Below are 21,752 nucleotides of genomic sequence, written 5' to 3'. Positions count from 1 at the left end.
TTCAGTTCAGGCTCTCTCGGAAAAACGAATGTCTACTTCTTGCTCATTTCAGGCATTCGATTTTTCGTAAACCCAGTAAATTATCTCTAGGCGTGTGGCCAAATTCAGTGTGCCACTACAGTTTTATGTTGGCGATAAATTCGTAGGGATCCCTCATGACCTGACCCTAAAGTTTTGAATCAGACCTTGAGACAAGTCTACTTGTGACCACTTCAAATTAACCAATTCAGATACCCGCAATGCATGACGGTAACTCATCATCACCATTGTCATATCTCTGTGACCGTGACGACCGACATTCTTTGTAGATTTGATGATGCGATTTACTTCATCGGGTAGCAGGTATTCACGTCCCCGAACTTGGTTATATTTGGATGGGATTGGAAGAACTTTCCGATTTTCGAGGTTTGGGGTGGTACTTTGATGATGCTTGAACTATACAACTTTACTCATATTAGCTCAGTTAACTTCCCAATTATAGTTAAAAACGGGAAAGATTTATACGGTGATGAAGATTGCCAATGATGATGAAGCGGGTATGAAGTTGTGATGATGATAGGGAGGCTGACTTGTTACGAAGACCGAAGCATCATAACAAGCCATCCGCAATCAGTTAACCCAGCCCTCAAGCTCAATGACTACTGGTGAGCTTAAGTTGATATCACAATCACTTTTTTCACCGCTTTTACCATAAAGCAAAGTAATTGTAGAGGTGGCTATAAGTTCTTTGTCAATATCAAATGAATAAGACAGCAGACCTTTAGGGTCAATTATAATGGGGAGTGCCATTAATATTCTTTGACTACTCCCTATCTGTAACATTGCTTCTCTAAGCTCTGAATTGCATGTTGTGTATATGTGTTTTTCAGCGTCGATTTTGACCCTGTAGGAATCAAGCATTAAGTCACCTTTCACAACTTCAACATTGATTTGATATTCTGCGATATTATTTTTAGTGATGTACAGAATATCATAATTTGTATCGGCTAATACCTTCGTAAAAGTAGTACAGAAGACAATCACCGCAAACATTCTAATCATAATTTTTCCCATTAGTTACCTCGCTCTCTATATTGTTCAACAGCACCAAATGAAGACATGAATAGTTGGGGGCTATGGGCAGGGCCGTTGACAGCGTGATAACCCTCATGAGCCAAGTTCATGATTACCCCTTCTACATGGTTTACTTTCATTTTTTGATATCTAAATGTTGGGTTGATAACCGTTTTGGCATAGGTGGCTGTGCGATATAAAGTTATATAACCGCTCTGCTCACTAGCATCCACCCATCCACCTTCGGATTTTTTGGCAAAATCATTTGCATCGTCAAATTTTGAAAAAGATTTAATTTGATTGTTACCGTCTTTGTCTTGGTAGCCTATGGCAAACTCATTCTTGAATTGAGGCTTTCCTACCCCTTTCCTGATTGACGGGATATTTTCAGCAGCCGATAAACCTTTATTAAAGGCATCTTCGGCATCTTCTGGGGCCACACCAAGTTGAGACTCATCTTTTAGTTCACCTTTTAATTGTCCTCCTGAGTAATTTAGTTGGGAAGTTTTATCTACATTGGTACTATTATTTCTATCTGATTGCGACGAGATGCTCCCCTGGGAGCCAATCTCCTGGGCACCAGTCTTTGGCTCGGTAGACTTAGCATTTTGTACTGCGCCGTTATTTTGCCTATCATATACTTGATGCCAGTCCTGAACAAAACTCCGCCCAGATCGTTCTGAGCGTTTAGGAGCCTCTGGGCAATTCTCTACACACTCCGCGGTATATCCTGTTGGATCTGTCCCCGCCAGCGGATTGTTCATAATGTAGCTGTACGGGTTTAAGCTCTGGCTATTCCCCGGTGCCTGAATGACCGGGTCTACCGAATAAAACCTACCCAGATTATAGTCATAAACACGACCATTCATATGAATCAGCTGGGCGCCGTCTAAATGCTCATGGTCGGTAAAGCCGCGGCTGGTGAAGGGCGTTGTGCCAACCACACCGGTTAACGTAGCCGGGCTCCATTGCCGGTAGTCGCCTTTACGGGGCTTACCGAAGGGGTCATAACTACGGTGTTCGCTTAACGTATTGGCTTCATTGGTTAAACTGACTACCGAGCCTAAGCGGTCGCGCAGCGTATAGCGTATCGCATAGCTGGCGGTGCTTTGGCCGCTTTGCTGGGTTTTGCTGATAATGGCAATATCATCAATAAATAACCGGGTAGTGGTGGTGCTGCCTTTTATCGATACCTCAGCGGTTTTGCCAATGTAGTGCAGGGTTTCCGTGCCACTGCTGTTGCTTAGTACCTGTTTATAGCGCTGCAAGTCGGCGCCATAACTAAAGGTGCTAGTCGGAGTTCTGCTGAAACTTAAAAGTGGACTTTAGTGCCTAAGCAGTAAAATATCCGCTTTTGGCACAAAGCAGCATTTCTTCGCCACTTGATTGATTACACATCACGCTCAAGGCTTCTAAGCCACTGTCGCAGGACCGACTCCGGTACGGCAAGCATACCGGAGTCGTAGAGCGGGGTAGCTTTACGCTCAAAAGGTATATAATCATCATTAATAATAGCCCGAGTCGCAACCTACGATAGTATGATGAGTGTTATTCCTTGCTCACAAAAGCTAACTGCACTACTATTTGTACATCTAACCGTACTGTAAAGAGTCAAATATGAGCCGTATCCACCTTGATAAAGATATTCAGCCCTTATCTGAATTTCGGGCTGGCGTAGCGTCATTTATTAAGCAAATCAATGAGACTCGCCGTCCATTGGTTATTACACAGCGTGGTAAAGGTGTAGCAGTTGTTCTTGACGTTGCAGAATATGAAGCAATGCAAGAGAAAATTGAATTACTTGAAGAAATGCGTATCGCAGAAGCTCAGTTAGCTGCAGGCTTAGGTGTATCAAATAAAGATGCTCGTTCCCAAATATTGTAACGCCTTAATAGATGAAAGTACTGTGGTCACCTTTAGCATAAAAAAAATTGGGTGATGCGGCAGAATTTATTGCTTTGGATAATCCGTCAGCGGCTGAAAAATGGGTAAATGAAGTTTTTAACAAAACGGATTTGCTTGGATCAACGCCGGAAATTGGGCGAATTTTTCCAGAATTGCCTCACACCAACTACCGAGAAATTATTTTTGGTCATTACCGCATAATTTATAGTGTGAGTCATGAGATACGCGTTCTAACGGTAAGAAACTGTCGCCAGTTGCTGACAGAGCATGACGTGGTAAGCTGAGTGCTGTTACGGCAACCATAGTCGAGTCGGGCACCGGCACTTAACTTTGAGATTCTTTTTTGGTGTCGCAGGTTGCGACTCCGGTACGCAAGCATACCGGAGTCGTCGCGCGGTGTAGCGTTAAGATAGCTGCGTGATTTGAGATCGCAGGACCGACTCCGGTACGCAAGCATACCGGAGTCGAGGTTTGGTGTAGCGCTTAGGTAGCTGCTTGGTTTGATATCGCAGGTTGCGACTCCGGTACGACGAGCGTACCGGAGTCGTGGAGCAGAGTCTTAGAGCAGGGCAGCTCTGGCAGTTTTTACGCTTACAGGGTTAATTCACCGCGCAGATCTTGCTGCATCTGGCTGCGGATTTGTTCGCTGCTAAGCGGTTTGCTTAATAAGTAATGCAGCTTGGTCAGGCTGGCTTCCAGCGTCATATCAAAACCGCTGATGACGCCAACGCGGTGCAGGGCGTTGCCGGTGGCGTAGCCATCCATATTGACCTTACCCTTAAAGCATTGAGTGCAGTTAACTAACACCTGACCGCGTGCGGTGGCATCTTCCAGTACTTGTAATAACTCCGGGCGCTGTGGCGCATTACCGACCCCAAAAGATTTAATAATCAGCGCCCGTACCGGGGCGGCCAGCATATTACTGATCACATCAGTAGTAATGCCCGGATAAAGCGTGACGACGCTGATCGGTTGTGGCGTAATATCGGCGACTTGCAGTGGCAATGGCTGATGCGGATTACTTAGTTTACCGGCCTGTAATTTGATATGGATACCGGCTTCCAGCAGCGGTGGAAAGTTAGGTGAGGCAAAGGCATTAAAGCCATCAGCATCGGCTTTGGTGGCGCGATTGCCGCGGAATAACTGGTTGTTAAAGAACAAGGCGACTTCTGCAATCGGATAATTCGCTGCCAGATAGAGGGCATTCAGCAGATTAACCTGGCCGTCCGAACGTAACTGCGCCAGTGGAATTTGTGAGCCGGTAATAATTACCGGTTTTTGCAGATTTTCCAGCATAAAAGACAGCGCTGAGGCGGTATAAGCCATGGTATCGGTGCCATGCAGTACCACAAAGCCATCATACTGTTGGTAGTTCGACTGGATATCCTTGGCGATCGCCAGCCAGTGGGCGGGCGTCATATCGGACGAGTCAATCACCGGGTGATACTCATGAATGTCAAACTCCGGCATTTCCGGCCGGTAAAACTCCGGCATCCGTTTTACCGTGTCGGTTAAAAAGCCCGGAACCGGAATAAAGCCACGGGTGGATTGCTGCATACCGATGGTACCGCCGGTATAAGCGACATAGATACGTTTTCTCTGCATGTGAACCTTAAAAAAATGCCCGGTCATTGCCGGGCATTGTAATCGTTATTGGCGGGGCTGTCAGTGGATCTGACAGCTCAGACAGTAAGAGTAGATACCATTTGGATCGTTAAACTGGTTCATTAACACAAAGTCTTGTTGCACCTGCTGGCTTAACTGACGCAGCGCACGGTTTTGCATCGACTGGCCAAAGCTTGGTACCCAGCCTTTAGCTTGCGCCGCACCGAACATATCCACGAACAGTTGCTCAGTGGGGCTCAGCTCCTGCTGAATCACTTTTACATCGTACTGGCTTAAGCCAGCCATTTCAGCGGCGCGGGCCACGGCATCATCAAAGGTACCCAGTTTATCCACTAAACCAAATTCCTGTGCCATGCGACCGGTCCAAACGCGACCCTGGGCGACTTTATCTACCGCTTCAATGCTCATATTGCGGTTTTTACCGACCATAGTCAGGAACTCGGTATAGCCACGTTCGATCATTAACTGCATTAAGTCTTTCATCGGGTCGCTTAAGCCTTTAAACAGCGGTAAGCCTGCTGAAACGCCAGCCAGTTCAGTAGTACCGACGCCATCGACATTCAGGCCCAGGGTTTTCATTGCATCTTCCAGCGTATGCATTAAACCGAAGATGCCGATAGAACCCGTAATGGTGGTTGGTGCAGCCCAAATTTCATTGGCTGGAGCAGCGATCCAGTAACCACCAGAGGCAGCAACGGCACCCATAGAAGCGATAACAGGCTTGCCGGCTTCACGTAATAAGGTGATTTCCTGACCGATCACTTCCGAGGCGAAAGCACTACCGCCACCACTGTCAATCCGCAGTACTACGGCTTTTACTTTATCGTCATGACGGGCACGACGCAGCAGCGCAGCAGTAGAATCACCACCAATGGTACCGGCTTTAGCCGTGCCATCGATAATCATACCGCGCGCCACGACAACGGCGACTTTTTCTGTCATCGGGTTATCGAATTGCTTCGCCGGTAACACCAGCTTGCTGTAGTCGCCAAAGGTGACATGGTTGTAGGTGTTTTTGTCATTTTTACCTACTACCGCAATCAGGCTGCGGCGGAATTCTTCGCGGGTTTGGATGCTATCCACAAGTTTGTTGTCCAGGGCATACTTACTTAAGTCGCCTTCAGCGGCTGCGACTTTGGCATACAGACTGGCGAAGGTTTCATCAAAGTTATCCAGGGCAAAGCCACGGCGGCCGGCAACCTGCTCTTTATACTGTAACCACAGCTCATTTAACCAGGCGATATTAGCTTCTTTCGCCTCGGGTGACATATCGTCACGTGTAAAGGGCTCCACCGCTGATTTATAAGTGCCGACCCGGAATACATGGGTATTGACCTTCAGCTTCTCCAACGCGCTCTTATAAAACATCGGGTAGCTGCCGTAACCTTCTAAAATCACTGCGCCCATTGGCTCCAGGCTGATTTGATCGGCATAGCTGGCCAGGAAATACTGGTTCTGCGCAAAGAAAGCGCCATAGGCAAACACTTTTTTGCCGCTTTCTTTAAAGTTCTCGATGGCTTTACCTACCGCCAGCATTTTATCCAGTGAGGCGCCGCCTAAACCGGACAGATCCATCACCATGGCTTGAATACGGTTATCTTTGGCAGCATGGTTGATTACCGCCACCACGTCGCTGACTAACACCTCTGGCGTTTCTTCCTGACCGCCCAGGCTTTCATTCATAATGGCGGCGAAGGGATCAACAAAGCGTTTCTCTTCAACTAAGTCACCGCGCAAGTTCAGATAAAGTGCTGACGTTTTCGCGACTTCTACCTTGTCACCGCCACTGAAGATGGCGCTGCCAATCAGAATAACGAACAGAATAAAAATAATATTCAGTACTGTGGAGCGAAAGCCTTTATAGACCGCCCAGATCGCGCCAAAGAAGCGCCGGATTAAACCTTTCTTTTTTTCAGCCATGAGGTTGTCCTATGTCCCGTATTAAAATGCAATTACACAAGGCTAATGCTAACGGCTTTTCGAATAAAGACGAAACCGAATTTGTAAGAAAATGTTTAGCGCTTGCGAAACGGCGGCAAAGTCGCTAGAGTCTGGCTTTTACGACAGGTACGACCAGAGAGGTTTATGTGGCATATCAACAATTATTACAACCGCTCGATCTCGGTTTCACAACATTACGTAACAGAGTCATTATGGGGTCGATGCATACTGGCCTGGAAGAAGAAAAAAATGGCTTTCATAAATTAGCGGCCTTTTATGCCGAGCGCGCCAAAGGCGGCGTCGGCCTGATTATTACCGGGGGCATCAGCCCGAACTTCCGCGGCAATCTGGTGCCCTTTGGCAGCCAGCTGAGTTTTTGGTGGCAGGTTGGCAAACATAAAGAAGTGACTGCCGCCGTGCACCAGCATGGTGCGAAAATTTGTTTGCAGTTACTGCATGCCGGCCGTTATGGCTATCATCCGTTTAACGTTGCGCCAAGTAAAATTAAATCACCTATTACCCCCTTTAAACCCTCAGCCATGTCGGGGCGTCAGGTCCGCGCTACGATTAAAGACTTCGCCAATGCGGCCAAACTGGCGAAGAAAGCCGGTTACGATGGCGTAGAAATTATGGGCTCTGAAGGCTATCTGATTAACCAGTTTTTATGTCAGCGCACCAACCAGCGTACCGACGAGTGGGGTGGTAGTTTTGATAACCGTAGCCGCTTTGCGCTGGAAACCGTGCGTGCTGTGCGCGAAGCCTGTGGCCAGGACTTTATTATCATTTATCGCTTATCGATGCTCGACTTAGTCGAAGACGGTAATACCTTTGAGGAAGTCGTGGCTTTAGGTAAAGGTGTGGCGAAAGCCGGCGCCAGTATGATTAACACCGGTATCGGTTGGCATGAGGCACGGATCCCGACCATTACTACCCGGGTACCGCGTGCTGCCTTTAGCTGGATCACCGAGCGGGTGCGTAAGGAGTTATCAGTGCCGGTGATTGCCACTAACCGGATTAATGATCCGCAGGTAGCGGAAGATATTCTGGCCAATGGTCAGGCTGATTTAGTCTGTATGGCGCGACCATTTTTAGCTGACGCCGACTTTGTGAATAAGGCTGCTGCCGATCAGGCCGATTTAATCAATACTTGTATTGCCTGCAACCAAGCTTGTCTGGACCATATTTTCCAGCAAAAACGCGCCAGTTGTTTGGTCAATCCGCGCGCTTGCTATGAAACCGAGTTGAATTTTGTGCCGGCAACGCAGCGCAAAAAACTGGCCGTCGTCGGAGCCGGCCCAGCCGGTTTGGCGTTTAGTGTCTATGCCGCGCAGCGCGGCCATGAGGTGCATTTATTTGATAAATCGCATCAAATCGGTGGCCAGTTTAACTACGCCAAGCAAATTCCGGGTAAAGAAGAGTTCCATGAAACCCTGCGTTATTACGGCCGGATGCTGGAGCTGCATGCGATTAAGCTGCACTTAAATGCTGAACAAACCGTCGAGTCATTAAGCAGCGGTGGTTTTGATGAAATTATTCTGGCCAGCGGCATAGTGCCACGGGATATTGGCTTGCCGGGGCAGGATCATCCGAAAGTGCTGAGCTATCTCGATGTACTGCGTGACCACAAAGCAGTGGGTAAACATGTGGCCATTATCGGTGCCGGCGGTATCGGTTTTGATGTTGCCGAATACCTGACTGAAGAGCACTCACTGACGCTACAACCCGATGCCTGGTTAAAAGAATGGGGTGTGGATAAGGCCTATCAGGCGCGCGGAGCTTTACTTAAGGCGGAGCCAGCAGAGCCTGCTAAGCGTAAAATCTTTTTATTGCAGCGTAAAACCAGCAAGGTCGGCTCGGGTTTGGGCAAAACCTCAGGCTGGGCGCATCGAGCTTCGCTGCAGAAAAAAGGCGTGGAGATGCTATCCGGCGTTAACTATCTGAAAGTAGACGATGCCGGGCTTTGGATCAGCATTAATAATGAAGAGCGCTGCCTGGCGGTCGATAATGTGGTGATCTGCGCCGGTCAGGAGCCACTGCGGGCGTTACAGCAAGGCTTAGTTGAGCAGGGTCAGAAAGTGCATTTAATTGGTGGTGCGGATGTCGCGGCAGAATTGGATGCCAAACGCGCGATCCGCCAAGGCGCTGAGTTAGCTGCACAAATTTAAAGCGTATTCTCGATTGCAGCTGCACCATGCTGGTGCAGCTGGTCATATTTTTGTCATTTCTTTGCCCTATGTTTAGGCACCATTACCTGCTATCTTTAAAACGTTGACTGATACCTCACCGTTAGTTAACAGGGCTGTGTATAACAATCGAAAGCCTTGGTATTGCTATTGCATAGCCAACGACATCCCCGTAAAACAATATAAACCCCGGGGTTAATATAGGACGCATCACATCACAGGCAAACCGTTGTACCAAAGTACAGCGCTAGGGGAGAAAATATGTCAGGTGTATTAACCATGATTCTGGCAGGCGGCGAAGGTACGCGCCTGGCACCATTAACCGCAGTAAGGGCCAAACCTGCAGTACCCTTTGGTGGTAACTACCGCATTATCGATTTTGTACTGAACAACTTTGTGAACTCTGATTTATTACAAATCTTTGTTATTACCCAATTTAAATCGCATTCCCTGATGAAACACCTGAGCCGGGCCTGGCGACTTGGTGGTATTACTAACCGCTTTATTGATCCTATCCCAGCGCAAATGCAAACCGGTAAGCACTGGTATCTGGGTACGGCCGATGCCATCTATCAAAATCTACACCTGATTGAAGGCCTGGATCCGGAGCATATTTGTGTGTTCGGTGGCGACCATATTTATAAAATGGATGTGCGGCAAATGCTGGACTTTCATCGCAATAAAGCCGCCAAACTCACGGTCGCGGCCATCCCGGTGCCCATTGATCAGGCACATGAATTCGGCATTATTGAGGTTGACCACGAAGGGCGGATGATTGGCTTTCAGGAGAAACCAAAAGAAAACCCTAAAACCATTCCCGGCCGGCCGGATATGGTGCTGGCGTCGATGGGGAATTATATTTTTGAAGCTAATTGCCTAGTTAGGGTGTTAAACGAGGATGCCAAGAAGGCAGACTCGAAACATGACTTTGGCCATAATATTATTCCTGAGCTGGTGCCAACCGGCGAGGTGTTTGTCTACGACTTTTCCACCAATAAAATCCGTGGCGAGTCCGAGTCCAGTTCGGGTTACTGGCGCGATGTGGGTACGCTGGACTCGTACTATGAAGCCAATATGGATTTGATTTCGATTGCACCGCCCTTTGATGTCTATAACCGCTACTGGCCGCTACGTAGTTATACACCGCCGATGCCACCGGCGAAATTTGTGCATGACCAAGCTAACCGCACCGGTCAGGCAATCAGCTCAATGGTTGCCGCCGGCTGTATTGTTAGTGGTTCTATCGTTTATCAATCGATTTTGGGCTATAACGTCCATGTGCATAGCCACAGCTACATTGAAAAATGTGTATTAATGGGCAATAACGATATCGGCCGTGGCTGCCGTATTCGCCGTGCCATTATCGACAAAGATGTTAAGATAGCACCCGGTACGGTGATTGGTGAGGACATTGAGGCCGATCGCAAGCGCTTTCATATTTCGCCTGGTGGTGTGGTAGTGATCCCCAAAGGTGCCAAAGTGGGTTTTGATAACGACGTGAGCAGCAACTAAGGTTGCTGCTTTAAGCTAGAAAAGGATCTGCCTGGTGCGAATTTTGTTGTTGTGTAGTGAATATGAAGGGCTGATCAAAACCGGTGGCCTGGCAGACGCTTGTCGCGGTATAGCGCAGGGGCTGGTTGATGCCGGCCATCAGGTTACCGTGTTATTGCCGCAATATACCAATCTGTACAGCCGGCCAACCGGGGTGTGGCACTCGGTTTATTTTCATTTAGGCGGTCGGCCACTGGGCTGTGCGGTACGGCAGTTGGCGCAAACCAGCCAGGGTGGGGTGGATATCCGCCTGCTCGAGCATCATGACTTTTTTCATCGTGAGCGCCCCTATGACGATGGTGATCAGGGTTATGCCGACAATCCGCTACGCTTTGGGTTTTTCTGTAAAGCGGCGCTGGAATGGTGCCGTCAGTATTTACCGGATGTTGACCTGATTCATGGCCATGACTGGCAGACGGCCGTCACCGCTGCCTATTTAAAGCAACATTATGCTGAGGATCCGGTACTTGGCAGAGTCCCCTTTGTCTTTACTATCCACAATGGTGCCTATCAGTTAACGGCCGGCGCAGAGTGGTTTGGTAAGCTGGAACTGGCGCAGCAGCAGGATCACTTTCTGAATATGCTGGAGCAGGGCATTCGCTATGCGGCTAAGGTCAATACCGTCAGCCAGGGCTATCGTGACGAGTTGTTATCGGAGCCGGCGGCCAATGGTTTGGCCCGCTTATATCAGCAGCGGCAAGCTGATTTTGTTGGTATTCTGAATGGCTGCGATTATCAGCAGTGGGATCCGGCCACCGATTTAACCTTAATTAAAAATTTCGATAGCACCGATCTGAGCGGCAAAGTAGCCTGTAAACAACAGCTAAAAGCCCGGTTTCATTTAGCGGCGGCCGACGTGCCGTTAATGGTAGCGGTAAGCCGTATCACCGGTCAGAAAGGCTATGACTATCTGATCCCGGCACTGCGCCAGTTTTTGGCGCTAAGTAAGGTGCAGGTGTTTATTGTTGGCAGTGGTGAGCAACATTATTGCCGGCAACTCTATCAGTTGCAGGAAGATTTCCCGGCGCAGTTCCGTTTTTTTGAGGGCTTTGATGAGACTCTGGCACACCAAACTGAAGCGGCCGGTGATTTCTTTTTAATGCCGTCATTATTCGAACCCTGTGGCTTAAATCAGCTGTATAGTCTGAAATATGGTGCTGTGCCTGTGGTACGGTTAACCGGCGGTTTGCGGGATACCGTTGTCCCATGGCCAGACCAGGCCGCAACGGGCATTGGTTTTAGTGATGTCAGTATCGCCGCTTTGTTGTCGGCGTTACAGCAAGCCGAGCAACTTTATCTGCAACAGCCAGCCTATCGGGCGGTGCAATTACGCGGTATGCAACAGAACTTTAGCTGGCAAAGCTCGGTGCAAAGTTATATTCAGCTTTACCAACAGGCGTTGACCGAGCAGTTTTCGCGGACTTAATCGCCACTTGCGCAGCTTGCTGCAAAATTGCCGTGAGTCGGACGGTTTTTTTTGATAGCCTGCGCAGCAACAGCTCTCGCTACTCACAGGTAAGTTTATGGATGCATTAACTCTTCTGACCAGCCGTTATTCTTCGCCGCGCCTAACCGAGCCGGCTCCCTCAGCTGAAGCTATGGCACTGATTAAACGTGCCGCGGTGCAGGTACCGGATCATGGTGCCTTACGACCATGGCGTTTTGTCGTAGTGCAAGGGCGGGAGGCGCTGGTTCGCTTAGGCGATATTTTTGCCGAAGCGGCGATTGAAGAAGATCCTACCATTTCGCTGGAATTACAGGAGCGGGCACGGCAGTTGCCACTGCGGGCACCGATGGTGATTGTCTGTATTGCGAAGATTACCGACCATCCGAAGGTCCCCGCAGCGGAGCAGGTACAGTCCACCGCCTGTGCAGTGATGGCAATGCAGCAAATGGCCTTTGCCTTAGGTTATGGTGGTATTTGGCGCACCGGCGCTTACACTCAGTATGATTATGTTAAGCAGGCGTTTGAGCTGGCAGCAGATGATGAAATTGTCGGCTTTTTATATCTCGGCACGCCAAATGGCCAGGCACCTAATCGCACACCCTTGGATGCGGATAACTTTTTCTCTGCGTTTTAATCGGTTGGTCGGGCTGATAAATACTGTGAAGTCTGACGTTATCCCGGTACATTAAGCAGAAAAAACCCGCAAATTATTNNATTCAACATTCAACATTCAACAATTAGAACTCGGCATTACCCGGTGTCCGCGGGAAAGCAATCACATCGCGCACGTTACCTACACCAGTGACATAGGACACTAAGCGCTCAAAGCCCAAACCAAAGCCGGCGTGTGGTACTGTGCCGTAGCGGCGTAAATCGCGATACCAGCCGTAATCTTCTTTGTTCAGACCCATCTCGTCCATGCGCTTATCCAGCATCTCGAGGCGCTCTTCACGCTGACTACCACCGATAATCTCACCGATGCCCGGTGCCAGGACGTCCATCGCTGCCACGGTTTTACCGTCTTCATTTAAACGCATATAAAAGGCTTTAATGTCTTTCGGGTAGTTTTGCATAATGATTGGCGCACCAATATGCTCTTCGGCCAGATAGCGCTCGTGTTCAGACTGCAGGTCAACGCCCCATTCTACCGGGTACTCGAATTTCTTACCGCAGGTTTTCAGAATTTCGATGGCATCGGTGTAGTCCATCCGTACAAAGCTGGAGTTCACCACCTTCTCCAGCCGGTTGATCGCATCAGCGTCAATCCGCTCGGCAAAGAAGGCTAAATCGTCGGCGCGCTCGGTCAATACCGCTTTAAACACGTACTTCAGCATATCTTCGGCCAGTTGGGCGATATCTTTTAGTTCGGCAAAGGCGACTTCCGGTTCAATCATCCAGAACTCAGCCAGGTGGCGGCTGGTGTTCGAATTCTCAGCACGGAAGGTTGGGCCAAAGGTATAGATCTTTGACAGCGCACAGGCATAGGCTTCACCGTTCAGCTGACCTGATACCGTTAAAAACGTCTCTTTACCAAAGAAATCCTGGCTAAAATCGACTTTACCCTGATCGTTACGTGGCAGGTTATGAATATCCAGCGTACTGACACGGAACATTTCACCTGCACCTTCAGTATCCGAACCGGTAATAATCGGTGTGCTGATCCAGTAATAACCCTGCTCATGGAAAAAACGGTGGATGGCTTGTGCCAGACAGTGCCGTACCCGGGTGACCGCGCCCATAATATTGGTGCGTGGCCGCAGGTGCGCCTGTTCGCGCAGATATTCCATGCTGTGGCGTTTAGGCGCCATCGGGTAAGTATCCGGGTTTTCTACCCAGCCAATCACCTCGACGGCGTCAGCCTGAATTTCATAGGCCTGGCCCTGACCCTCAGAGCGGGCGATAACGCCTGAAACGGTCACCGAGCAAGAGGTCGTCAAACGCTTAACTTCGGTTTCATAATTATTCAGGCTGGCCGGAGCTACGGCTTGCACGGCGTCAAAGCAGCTGCCGTCATGCACGGCCAGAAATGAAATACCGGCTTTGGAGTCACGGCGGGTGCGGATCCAACCTTTTACAGTGATTTTATCGCCAATCGCATAGCGACCGGCCAGAACATCTTTAATAACAGCATGCGTCATGCAAACAACTCCACAGGGTAGATCTGAGGGCTTCAGTCGTGGTTGAGGCCTGATTTAGTCAAAGCAGTAATGATACTTGGCGCCTTGCTGAATACAAGTAAAAAATCACGCCGATGCTAAACAGTTAACGGCTTAAGGCTGGATTAGGGCAGGGTTAGGGCGAAGTGGCTAACACCCGGATGCGGATTTGTTGCAGACTGGGTAGATAAATCAGCCGTTGGCCATCCTGGCTGACGATGACCTCGCTGTTGCCCTGAAAGTGCCGGCTTTGCATGCGGTCGGCGTCATAAACCAGAGCTTGTAGTTGCTCAGATAACAGTAGTCGCTTGCCATCTTGTTGCATGGCGATAAGTTTTAGCTTTGTGCCGCTTTGTGGCTGCAGCGAACCACTATCGTAACTGAGCCTGAAACTAAAACCGCCGCTATGCGCCTCGGCGCCGGTTTTAAGGTTGCGGCCGCTAATCAGTATCGGGCTACCCCGGGTTAATGCCCGCGCGGCGGTTAACCGCCACAGCGAGCCATCTGCCAATGCCAGTTGCTGTGCTGCGCTACTACTGATTTCAGACAGCAGGTACTGCACCGGTTGTCCGGGCAACTCTTGGGCTGGTAACGCGAGGCTCACCAAACCTAGCAGCAGACACAGGCGCTTTAACATTAATTCACTGCCTGATACAGGGTTTTGATCCAGCGCTCTTCGGTAATAAAGTTCCAGTGCCAGGCTTTGAACTCGTCACCCAAACCTTTAGCGATCAGCTCAGCCTCGGTCATGCCTTGCTGCTTAGCCGCAGTAACAATTGCCAGGGTTTGCTCCAGCATCGCCAGCTCTTTTTGTAGGCCGGCTTTATTAGTCAGCTCACCATGGCCCGGAATCACCTGCGTTTGCTCATCAATTTTGCTAATGACATAGCGGGTATTTTCAATATATTGCTGCACATTACCGCCGTTATTGGTGTCGACGAACGGAAAGCGGCCCTGGAACATTAAATCGCCCATATGCACAATGTTTTGTTTCGGGAACCAAATTAGTAAATCACCATCAGTATGGCTGGCCGGCATCGGCTCCAGTACCATTTCAACGCCATGATGATTAATGGTAGTTTTCTCACTGATGGTGGTTTTTGGTAGGCCCGCACGGTCGAAATTGTTATCAGCGCTAAGGCGGGTTTTGACATTGGCATGCGCGATAATATTGGCATTGGCGGCCAGTGCCGCATTACCACCAACATGATCGCCATGCATATGGGTATTAATCAGCGTAGTGAGCTCAGCCGGGCTTAAGGTTTTTAACTTAGCGCGAATTTTATCCGCCAGCTCGGCGTATTGACTATCAATCAGTAAGACGCCATCGCTGGTTGCGACTGCGGCCATATTGCCGCCAGCGCCGGTCAGCATATAAACGCTATCTTTTAATGGGGTAGCATTGACCTGCACATCGGCAAAACGGTTGGCTAAGGCCACGCTGCTACACAGTAACAGCGCGGCGCCGGTTAAGAGGCTAAGAGGTTTGGTAAATTTCATTATGGGCTCCAATAATTTATTGTGATTAGGCACAAAAACTACGGCCTGTTCAGTTATCTGGTTTACTCTAGCACGACGAGGCGACCTCGTACATCGACCAACAGAGACGGCTTAGCTGTGCACTGCTAATGGTAAAGGGCGGCATAATATAGATCAGGTTATTAAAGGGCCGGATCCAGACGCCGCGCTCGACAAACTCGGCCTGTAATTTCGCCACGTCCACTTTTTGCCGCATTTCCAGCACGCCAATGGCGCCCAGCACCCGAACTTGTTTGACTGCCGCAAGCTTAGCACAGGGGGCTAACTCCGCGCTGAGCTGCTGTTCAATCGCCGCCACCTGCTGCTGCCAGTGTCCTTCGGCAATGATGCGGATACTCTCCAGTGCTACCGCACAGGCCAGCGGATTGGCCATAAAAGTCGGGCCATGCATTAAACCGCCGGCTGCACTTAAACTAATACCGCGGGCAATTTCATCGCTACACAGCGTGGCGGCTAGCGTCAGATAGCCACCACTTAACGCCTTACCCAAACACATAATATCTGGGGTGATTGCCGCATGTTCACAGGCAAACAGCTTACCGCTGCGGCCAAAGCCGGTAGCAATTTCATCGGCAATCAGCAGCACCTGATACTGGTCACAGAGCTCGCGTACACCGCGTAAATAATCCGGATGATAAAAGCGCATACCACCATAGCCCTGAACGATCGGCTCCAGAGTAATGGCGGCGATGTCATTGGCAGACCGGCGCAGCAGGTCACGTAGTGGCGTCAGATCGTTATCGTCAAAAGGTCCGGCAAAAGCACTCTGTGGTGCCGGCAGGAAATCATGCTGTGGCAGTAACTGGCTAAACATACTATGCATACTGTCATGCGGATCGCAGACCGCCATCGCCGCGAAGGTATCCCCATGGTAGCCTTTGCGCAGACTCACCAGCCGGGTTTTTTGGGTTTGACCGACACCTTGCCAGTATTGCAGTGCCATTTTCAGCGCCACTTCCACCGCAATAGAGCCGCTGTCGGCCAGGAAAACCTTGCTAAGATTGGCCGGAACCATCTTAAGCAGCTGCTGACAGAGTGCCACCGCCGGCTGATGGGTAATGCCGCCAAACATTACGTGCGCCATCTGGCTAAGTTGGCTGCTGATGGCCTGATTCAACCGCGGGTGATTATAACCATGCACGGCTGACCACCAGGAAGCGGTACCGTCAATCAGTTTACGGCCGTCTTCCAGCTCCAGTTCGCAGCCATCGGCCCGCACTATCGGATAAACCGGTAGTGGCGTTAACATCGACGTATAGGGGTGCCAGATATGCTGGCGATCAAAATCCAGATTTATGCTCATAAAATAGTCAGTAGTAAACTTTGATGGCTGGTCTGCGTTGACAAGCCGGGGTTGGTCGCTAGACTAGCGGAAAAACCATTGCGGCTCAATGCTGCTACGCTGATAACAGGGATCCCCATGCAGGCCACATCTTTTCAGGTTACTCCCCGCCATAACTGGACTTTAGCCGAGGTTAATGCGCTGTTCGCCTTACCCTTTAACGATTTATTATTTCAGGCACAGTCGGTGCACCGGGCGCATTTTAATGCCAATGAGGTACAGGTTAGCACCTTGCTGTCGATTAAAACCGGTGCCTGTGCCGAAGATTGTAAATATTGTCCGCAAAGTGGTCATTACAATACCGGCCTTGAGCGTGAGCGGCTGTTAGAGGTAGAAAAGGTGCTGCGCCAGGCCGCAGCCGCGAAAGACAAGGGCGCCAGTCGCTTTTGTATGGGCGCCGCCTGGAGTAACCCTAAGCAGCGCGATATGCCGTATTTAATTGAAATGGTGCGTGGCGTAAAAGCCATGGGCCTGGAAACCTGTATGACACTGGGTAAGCTCGAGCCGGAGCAGGCGCATTCACTGGCCGCAGCAGGCCTGGATTACTACAACCATAATCTGGATACCTCGCCGGAGTTTTATGGTGAAATTATCACCACCCGCAGCTATCAGGATCGACTGGATACGCTGAGCCATGTGCGCGATGCCGGCATGAAAGTCTGTTGTGGTGGCATTGTCGGTATGGGCGAAAGTGCCAATGACCGCTCGGCGTTACTGATGCAAATTGCCAATCTGCCGCTGCATCCGGAGAGTGTGCCAATTAATATGCTGGTCAAGGTAGAAGGTACACCGCTGGAGAATGTCGCCGATCTGGACGGTTTTGAGTTTATCCGTACCATCGCCGTGGCCCGTATTATGTTGCCAAAAAGTCATGTTCGCTTATCGGCCGGTCGCAGCCGGATGAATGAACAGATGCAGGCGCTGTGCTTTTTCGCCGGCGCCAACTCCATTTTCTACGGTGACAAACTGCTGACCACCGAAAACCCGGCGGCGGATGCGGATATGCAATTATTTGCCAAGCTCGGCATAGTGCCGGAAAAGCGCCAGGATGTGTCGGATGAAGCCCATGCGCTGGCACTGGCCGATGCCATTAAAGAGCAGCAAAATCCGCCGCTATATCATGCTGCAGGCTAAGCGCCATGCAGCTTGCCGCCATGCAACAGGCGCTGATTGATCGCGAGGCTAAGGCGCTCACGCGTAGCACCAGGGCACTTGGCGCCGTCTCAGGCCGGTTATTGCATGTCAATGGTCGGCAGTATCTGAATTTTTCCGGTAATGACTATCTGGGGTTGGCCAGCGAGCCCAAAGTCCAGCAAGCGCTGTGTGATGCGGTCAGTCAATATGGGGTGGGCAGTACCGGCTCACCGCTGGTAACGGGTTTTCATGCCGCGCATCAGGCGTTAAGCGCCGAGCTTTGTGACTGGCTTGGTGTTGAGCGGGTTTTGCTGTTTAGCTCGGGCTTTGCCGCTAACCAAAGTATGCTGGAGTGTCTGGCCAGTGCCGATGATCAGCTGCTGCTCGACAAGCTCTGTCATGCCTCCCTGATTAGCGCCGCACAGCAGCATCCTTCACAGGTCAAGCAGCCACTGCGGCGTTTTGCGCATAATGAGTTGGCATCCTTAGAAAAGCTGTTACAAAAAACCGCCAGCGCCAGTCATCAGTTGGTGGTGACTGAAGGTGTGTTTAGTATGGATGGTGACAGTCCGGATCTGCCGGCTATGCTGAGGCTGTGTCAGCAGCATCAGGCCGCGCTGCTGCTGGATGATGCCCATGGTATAGGCGTACTGGGGCCAGAGGGGCGCGGTACTGCTGCGGCTCAGGGCATTGCCTGCAGCGAAGTGTTTTGCACTATGGCAAATTTTGGCAAAGCCCTGGGCGCCAGCGGTGCTTTTCTGGCAGCGAACAGCACCGTTATCGAGTATCTGGAACAGTTTGCCAAACACTATATTTACAGCACAGCGCTGCCACCGGCACTTTGCGCGGCGGTGCACTGTGCCATCCGCTTAGTTCGCACTGAGCAGTGGCGACGTGACCAGCTACAGGACAATATCCGCTTGTTCCGACAACTGGCAGCAGAGGCCGGTTTACCGCTGCTGCAAGCAGAAGAGGCAACATCCAGCTGGCTGGATAGCAGCCAACACAGTGCCATTCAGCTGCTGCTATTAGGCGAAGCCAGTCGTGCTTTGGCACTGAGCCAGGCCTTGCAACAACAGGGGATTTGGCTGACCGCGATCCGGCCACCGACGGTACCACCTAATAGCGCCAGGTTACGCATAACGCTGAGCGCCAGTCATCAGCCGGATGATATCTGGTTTCTAATCAATACCTTAAGGCAGTATTTTTAATGCAGGCTGTAATACAAGCTTCTCAGGGCGCCATCGCCGCCTGTTTTGGCAAAGCCGCGGCCAGTTATCAGCACGCGGCCCGTTTACAGCGTCAGGTGGCCTATCAGGCGTTGGCCGATTTAACAGCTTCAAATACAACGTCAGGCCCAACACTGGGCAAGACGCTCGATTTGGGCTGCGGCCCGGGTTGGCTGCATCCGGAGTTAGCACCACATACCGAAACGCTGACTGCGCTGGATTTTAGTGCCGGCATGCTGGCTGCGGCCAAGGCACAGGGGCAGGCGGCGCATTATCTGTTAGCCGATGCGGCGGCGATCCCACTGGCTGATGCCAGTATCAATACCGTATTTTCCAGTTTAATGCTGCAGTGGTGCCCTGAGCCAGCCCAGGTACTGCGCGAGATTAGCCGGGTACTGACGCCAGGGGGCCGGGCTGTTGTCACGACCTTAGTTGCCGGCACCCTTAGCGAGTTGCAGACCGCCTTCGCTGCGGTGGATCAACACCAGCATGTGCAACATTTTTTACCCCTCAATGCACTGAGCGCCGCCGCAGAGGCCTCAGGCGCAAGCTGGCAAGTGTATAGCTATCAGCTTGACCTTAGCTACCCGGATATCTTTGCGCTGGCAAAAGAGTTAAAACAATTGGGCGCCAGTTATATTGCCAATCGTGGGCGGCAGGGGTTAACCGGCAAGGGTTACTGGCAACAGGTTGCGGCGGCCTATCCGAATGCCAGTGCTTCAGGTTTAACGGCCAGCTATCAGGTTGCGGTGTTACAGCTCAACAAGCCATGCAGGGATTAATGATGAACCAACACTGTTTTTTTGTTACCGGCACTGATACCGATGCCGGTAAGACCTATGTCAGTGCCTTGTTGTTACAAGGCTATGCCGCTTTGGGCATCACTGCGCTGGGCGCGAAACCGCTGGCAGCGGGTGCAGAGCACGCGGCGGATGGCAGTCTGCAAAATAGTGACGCGTTACTGTTGCAGCAGTATTCTGGTATCGCGTTACCTTATGCACAGCATAACCCAGTGTGTTTAGCTGAACCGGCGGCACCGCATCTGGTGGCCGCGGCGGCCAGTATCAGGCTGGATGAGCCACAACTGACTGCACATTTGCAGCAGTTACAGCAAACTCTGGCGCAGCGCATTTTAATCGAGGGTGCTGGCGGTTGGTTATTACCCTTATCGGATAAGCGTTATCTGGCGGATTGGGTGCTGGAACACCAATTGCCGGTGGTGTTAGTGGTAGGCATTAAGCTGGGCTGTATAAATCATGCCATGCTAACAGTGCGGGAATTAGAGCGCAGTGGCGCCAGTATTCTCGGTTGGGTCGCCAATATTATCAGCCCGGAGATGCTGTATCTGGCACAAAATATTGCCGATTTGCAGGCGCGGATTAAAGCCCCCTTGTTGGCGACAGTGCCGCATGCACCAACCGAACCCCACCAAGTGGCTTTTGACCTGGTGCAGGCGTTGGAGCGTCAGCTTGTAGTTCGGTGAGCTTTTTTGTGATTTTTCACGTAAAAGCCGCAACCAGAATTTAAATTCAGGGTCTATCCCCCAAGAGATTTCGAGATGCACGTAGGCGTCAAGTTCGTGAATCCCCATGAGCTTAGCATTACTAAGTGATTGGGCCGGGTTGGCGCTCCAGTTTACGAACGCAGACAACGCCCGTGAATCTTGAAAGACGAAGGGGATGCCCATATATAGGAACACAGCAAATTTTAAAGGGGTAAATCGATGAAACGAGTGTTGTTATTTTTAGCAACCAACTTAGCAGTAATAGTGGTACTGAGCATTGTATTAAATATCGTGTTCAGTTTCCTTGGCATAGACCATAGCAGTATCGGCGGTTTGTTGGTCTTCGCCGCCATTTTTGGCTTTGGTGGCTCCTTTATCTCGTTGCTGATGTCGAAATGGATGGCCAAGCGCTCTACCGGCGCTGTGGTGATCACTCAGCCGCGTAATGCCACTGAGCACTGGCTGATGAATACCGTGGCCAAGCAAGCGAAAGCAGCAGGGATCGGTATGCCGGAAGTGGCGGTCTATGACTCGCCGGAAATGAATGCCTTTGCTACCGGTGCTAACCGCAATAACGCGCTGGTCGCCGTGTCTACCGGCTTGCTGCGCAATATGAGCGAAGATGAAGTCGAAGCGGTGTTGGCACATGAGGTGTCTCATATTGCCAATGGTGATATGGTAACGCTGACGCTGATCCAGGGCGTGGTAAACACCTTCGTGATTTTCTTGGCGCGTTTAATTGCCGGTGTTATTCGTAATAACAACCAGCAAATGGGCCAGCTGGCGTATTTTGCCATTGTGATCGTACTGGAAATGGTGTTTGGTATTCTGGCCAGCATCATTGTGATGTGGTTCTCACGCCAGCGTGAATACCGGGCTGACGCCGGGGCGGCCCGTATTGCCGGTGCCGGTAAAATGATTAAAGCGCTGGAGCGGTTAAAGTATAACCATGAAAGCCGACTGGAAGGCAGTATGATGGCTTTTGGTATTTCTGGTAAGAAAGCCAAATCAGAGCTGTTCTTAAGCCATCCACCGCTGGAAAAACGCATCGCTGCGCTGCAAAACAGCCGGCAGTTTTAAGCCTTAACTTAAGTCTGCAAGTAAGCTTTAACCGACAACACCCCGTTCTAGCGGGGTGTTTC

Annotated in this window: 20 protein-coding genes; 11 read left to right on the top strand and 9 right to left on the bottom strand. The window is 50.6% G+C overall.

What is annotated here, in order from left to right; translation table 11 throughout:
• Positions 1 to 153: 153 nt before the first annotated feature.
• From AGRI_RS16770 to AGRI_RS03350, 3 genes are all read right to left on the bottom strand, one after another.
• Positions 154 to 342, bottom strand: a complete 189-nt coding sequence (locus AGRI_RS16770) for a tyrosine-type recombinase/integrase (RefSeq protein ID WP_420169861.1) — start codon at positions 340 to 342, stop codon at positions 154 to 156.
• A gap of 267 nt (positions 343 to 609) precedes the next feature.
• Complete coding sequence (locus AGRI_RS03355) at positions 610 to 1,041, bottom strand: hypothetical protein (RefSeq protein ID WP_156808354.1); 432 nt, start codon at positions 1,039 to 1,041, stop codon at positions 610 to 612.
• Between the two features lie 11 nt (positions 1,042 to 1,052).
• The gene (locus tag AGRI_RS03350; protein WP_008983601.1) at positions 1,053 to 2,321 is read right to left on the bottom strand and encodes an RHS repeat domain-containing protein; all 1,269 of its coding nucleotides are present in this window, start codon (positions 2,319 to 2,321) and stop codon (positions 1,053 to 1,055) included.
• A 349-nt stretch (positions 2,322 to 2,670) separates the two neighbouring features.
• Here AGRI_RS03350 and AGRI_RS03345 point away from each other — a divergent pair, with 349 nt between their 5' ends.
• Both AGRI_RS03345 and AGRI_RS16305 read left to right on the top strand, forming a co-directional pair.
• The gene (locus tag AGRI_RS03345) at positions 2,671 to 2,937 is read left to right on the top strand and encodes a type II toxin-antitoxin system Phd/YefM family antitoxin (protein ID WP_008983600.1); all 267 of its coding nucleotides are present in this window, start codon (positions 2,671 to 2,673) and stop codon (positions 2,935 to 2,937) included.
• Positions 2,938 to 2,984: 47 nt separating this feature from the next.
• Complete coding sequence (locus AGRI_RS16305; RefSeq protein ID WP_008983599.1) at positions 2,985 to 3,242, top strand: type II toxin-antitoxin system RelE/ParE family toxin; 258 nt, start codon at positions 2,985 to 2,987, stop codon at positions 3,240 to 3,242.
• 307 nt (positions 3,243 to 3,549) lie between these two features.
• On the opposite strand, the gene ansA is transcribed toward AGRI_RS16305, so the two are convergent.
• A complete protein-coding gene (ansA, locus tag AGRI_RS03340) occupies positions 3,550 to 4,563 on the bottom strand; it encodes an asparaginase (protein WP_008983598.1) in 1,014 nt (337 codons plus the stop codon).
• Between the two features lie 60 nt (positions 4,564 to 4,623).
• Positions 4,624 to 6,504: a signal peptide peptidase SppA gene (sppA, locus tag AGRI_RS03335; RefSeq protein ID WP_008983597.1), complete on the bottom strand. Its 1,881-nt coding sequence runs from the start codon at positions 6,502 to 6,504 to the stop codon at positions 4,624 to 4,626.
• Positions 6,505 to 6,671: 167 nt separating this feature from the next.
• Between sppA and AGRI_RS03330 the strand changes: the two genes are divergently transcribed.
• The 4 genes from AGRI_RS03330 (at position 6,672) to AGRI_RS03315 (ending at position 12,340) form a co-directional block, all read left to right on the top strand.
• A complete protein-coding gene (locus tag AGRI_RS03330; protein ID WP_008983596.1) occupies positions 6,672 to 8,690 on the top strand; it encodes an NADPH-dependent 2,4-dienoyl-CoA reductase in 2,019 nt (672 codons plus the stop codon).
• A 279-nt stretch (positions 8,691 to 8,969) separates the two neighbouring features.
• A complete protein-coding gene (gene glgC / locus AGRI_RS03325) occupies positions 8,970 to 10,220 on the top strand; it encodes a glucose-1-phosphate adenylyltransferase (RefSeq protein WP_008983595.1) in 1,251 nt (416 codons plus the stop codon).
• A 34-nt stretch (positions 10,221 to 10,254) separates the two neighbouring features.
• The gene (locus AGRI_RS03320) at positions 10,255 to 11,685 is read left to right on the top strand and encodes a glycogen synthase (RefSeq protein ID WP_008983594.1); all 1,431 of its coding nucleotides are present in this window, start codon (positions 10,255 to 10,257) and stop codon (positions 11,683 to 11,685) included.
• 97 nt (positions 11,686 to 11,782) lie between these two features.
• A complete protein-coding gene (locus AGRI_RS03315; protein ID WP_008983593.1) occupies positions 11,783 to 12,340 on the top strand; it encodes an NAD(P)H nitroreductase in 558 nt (185 codons plus the stop codon).
• A gap of 103 nt (positions 12,341 to 12,443) precedes the next feature.
• Here the strand turns inward: AGRI_RS03315 and asnS are convergent, their stop codons facing one another.
• The 4 genes from asnS to bioA all read right to left on the bottom strand — a co-directional run bounded on the left by asnS (position 12,444) and on the right by bioA (position 16,704).
• On the bottom strand, positions 12,444 to 13,844 hold the full coding sequence (asnS, locus tag AGRI_RS03310; protein WP_008983592.1) for an asparagine--tRNA ligase: 1,401 nt from the start codon (positions 13,842 to 13,844) through the stop codon (positions 12,444 to 12,446).
• 154 nt (positions 13,845 to 13,998) lie between these two features.
• Positions 13,999 to 14,499 carry a hypothetical protein gene (locus AGRI_RS03305; protein ID WP_008983591.1) on the bottom strand — a complete coding sequence of 167 codons (501 nt, stop codon included), beginning with the start codon at positions 14,497 to 14,499 and terminating at the stop codon, positions 13,999 to 14,001.
• Positions 14,499 to 15,362: an MBL fold metallo-hydrolase gene (locus AGRI_RS03300; protein WP_008983590.1), complete on the bottom strand. Its 864-nt coding sequence runs from the start codon at positions 15,360 to 15,362 to the stop codon at positions 14,499 to 14,501. Before AGRI_RS03300 ends, AGRI_RS03305 begins: the two co-directional genes overlap by 1 nt.
• A gap of 67 nt (positions 15,363 to 15,429) precedes the next feature.
• On the bottom strand, positions 15,430 to 16,704 hold the full coding sequence (gene bioA / locus AGRI_RS03295; RefSeq protein WP_008983589.1) for an adenosylmethionine--8-amino-7-oxononanoate transaminase: 1,275 nt from the start codon (positions 16,702 to 16,704) through the stop codon (positions 15,430 to 15,432).
• A 117-nt stretch (positions 16,705 to 16,821) separates the two neighbouring features.
• On the opposite strand from bioA, the gene bioB reads away from it, so the two are divergent.
• From bioB to htpX, 5 genes are all read left to right on the top strand, one after another.
• Entirely contained in the window at positions 16,822 to 17,877 is a 1,056-nt protein-coding gene (gene bioB, locus AGRI_RS03290) for a biotin synthase BioB (RefSeq protein WP_008949270.1), read from the top strand.
• Between the two features lie 5 nt (positions 17,878 to 17,882).
• The gene (locus AGRI_RS03285) at positions 17,883 to 19,088 is read left to right on the top strand and encodes an aminotransferase class I/II-fold pyridoxal phosphate-dependent enzyme (protein WP_008983588.1); all 1,206 of its coding nucleotides are present in this window, start codon (positions 17,883 to 17,885) and stop codon (positions 19,086 to 19,088) included.
• A complete protein-coding gene (locus tag AGRI_RS03280) occupies positions 19,088 to 19,888 on the top strand; it encodes a methyltransferase domain-containing protein (RefSeq protein WP_008983587.1) in 801 nt (266 codons plus the stop codon). The genes AGRI_RS03285 and AGRI_RS03280 overlap by 1 nt, the downstream gene beginning before the upstream one ends.
• Complete coding sequence (gene bioD / locus AGRI_RS03275; protein ID WP_008983586.1) at positions 19,888 to 20,589, top strand: dethiobiotin synthase; 702 nt, start codon at positions 19,888 to 19,890, stop codon at positions 20,587 to 20,589. Before AGRI_RS03280 ends, bioD begins: the two co-directional genes overlap by 1 nt.
• 240 nt (positions 20,590 to 20,829) lie before the next feature.
• Positions 20,830 to 21,690: a protease HtpX gene (htpX, locus tag AGRI_RS03270; protein WP_008983585.1), complete on the top strand. Its 861-nt coding sequence runs from the start codon at positions 20,830 to 20,832 to the stop codon at positions 21,688 to 21,690.
• The last annotated feature ends 62 nt before the right edge of the window (positions 21,691 to 21,752 follow it).

The sequence above is a fragment of the Alishewanella agri BL06 genome (assembly GCF_000272005.1).
Classification (GTDB): domain Bacteria; phylum Pseudomonadota; class Gammaproteobacteria; order Enterobacterales; family Alteromonadaceae; genus Alishewanella; species Alishewanella agri.
This window is presented reverse-complemented; position numbering and strand designations above follow the sequence as displayed.

Coding starts and splice junctions, on each gene's coding strand:
- glgC (WP_008983595.1), top strand. CDS start 8,970: ATGTCAGGTGTATTAACCATGATTCTGGCAGGCGGCGAAGGTACGCGC.
- asnS (WP_008983592.1), bottom strand. CDS start 13,844: ATGACGCATGCTGTTATTAAAGATGTTCTGGCCGGTCGCTATGCGATT.
- AGRI_RS03305 (WP_008983591.1), bottom strand. CDS start 14,499: ATGTTAAAGCGCCTGTGTCTGCTGCTAGGTTTGGTGAGCCTCGCGTTA.
- AGRI_RS03285 (WP_008983588.1), top strand. CDS start 17,883: ATGCAGCTTGCCGCCATGCAACAGGCGCTGATTGATCGCGAGGCTAAG.
- AGRI_RS03300 (WP_008983590.1), bottom strand. CDS start 15,362: ATGAAATTTACCAAACCTCTTAGCCTCTTAACCGGCGCCGCGCTGTTA.
- AGRI_RS03315 (WP_008983593.1), top strand. CDS start 11,783: ATGGATGCATTAACTCTTCTGACCAGCCGTTATTCTTCGCCGCGCCTA.
- AGRI_RS03345 (WP_008983600.1), top strand. CDS start 2,671: ATGAGCCGTATCCACCTTGATAAAGATATTCAGCCCTTATCTGAATTT.
- bioD (WP_008983586.1), top strand. CDS start 19,888: ATGATGAACCAACACTGTTTTTTTGTTACCGGCACTGATACCGATGCC.
- sppA (WP_008983597.1), bottom strand. CDS start 6,504: ATGGCTGAAAAAAAGAAAGGTTTAATCCGGCGCTTCTTTGGCGCGATC.
- bioA (WP_008983589.1), bottom strand. CDS start 16,704: ATGAGCATAAATCTGGATTTTGATCGCCAGCATATCTGGCACCCCTAT.
- htpX (WP_008983585.1), top strand. CDS start 20,830: ATGAAACGAGTGTTGTTATTTTTAGCAACCAACTTAGCAGTAATAGTG.
- bioB (WP_008949270.1), top strand. CDS start 16,822: ATGCAGGCCACATCTTTTCAGGTTACTCCCCGCCATAACTGGACTTTA.
- AGRI_RS03280 (WP_008983587.1), top strand. CDS start 19,088: ATGCAGGCTGTAATACAAGCTTCTCAGGGCGCCATCGCCGCCTGTTTT.
- AGRI_RS03355 (WP_156808354.1), bottom strand. CDS start 1,041: ATGATTAGAATGTTTGCGGTGATTGTCTTCTGTACTACTTTTACGAAG.
- ansA (WP_008983598.1), bottom strand. CDS start 4,563: ATGCAGAGAAAACGTATCTATGTCGCTTATACCGGCGGTACCATCGGT.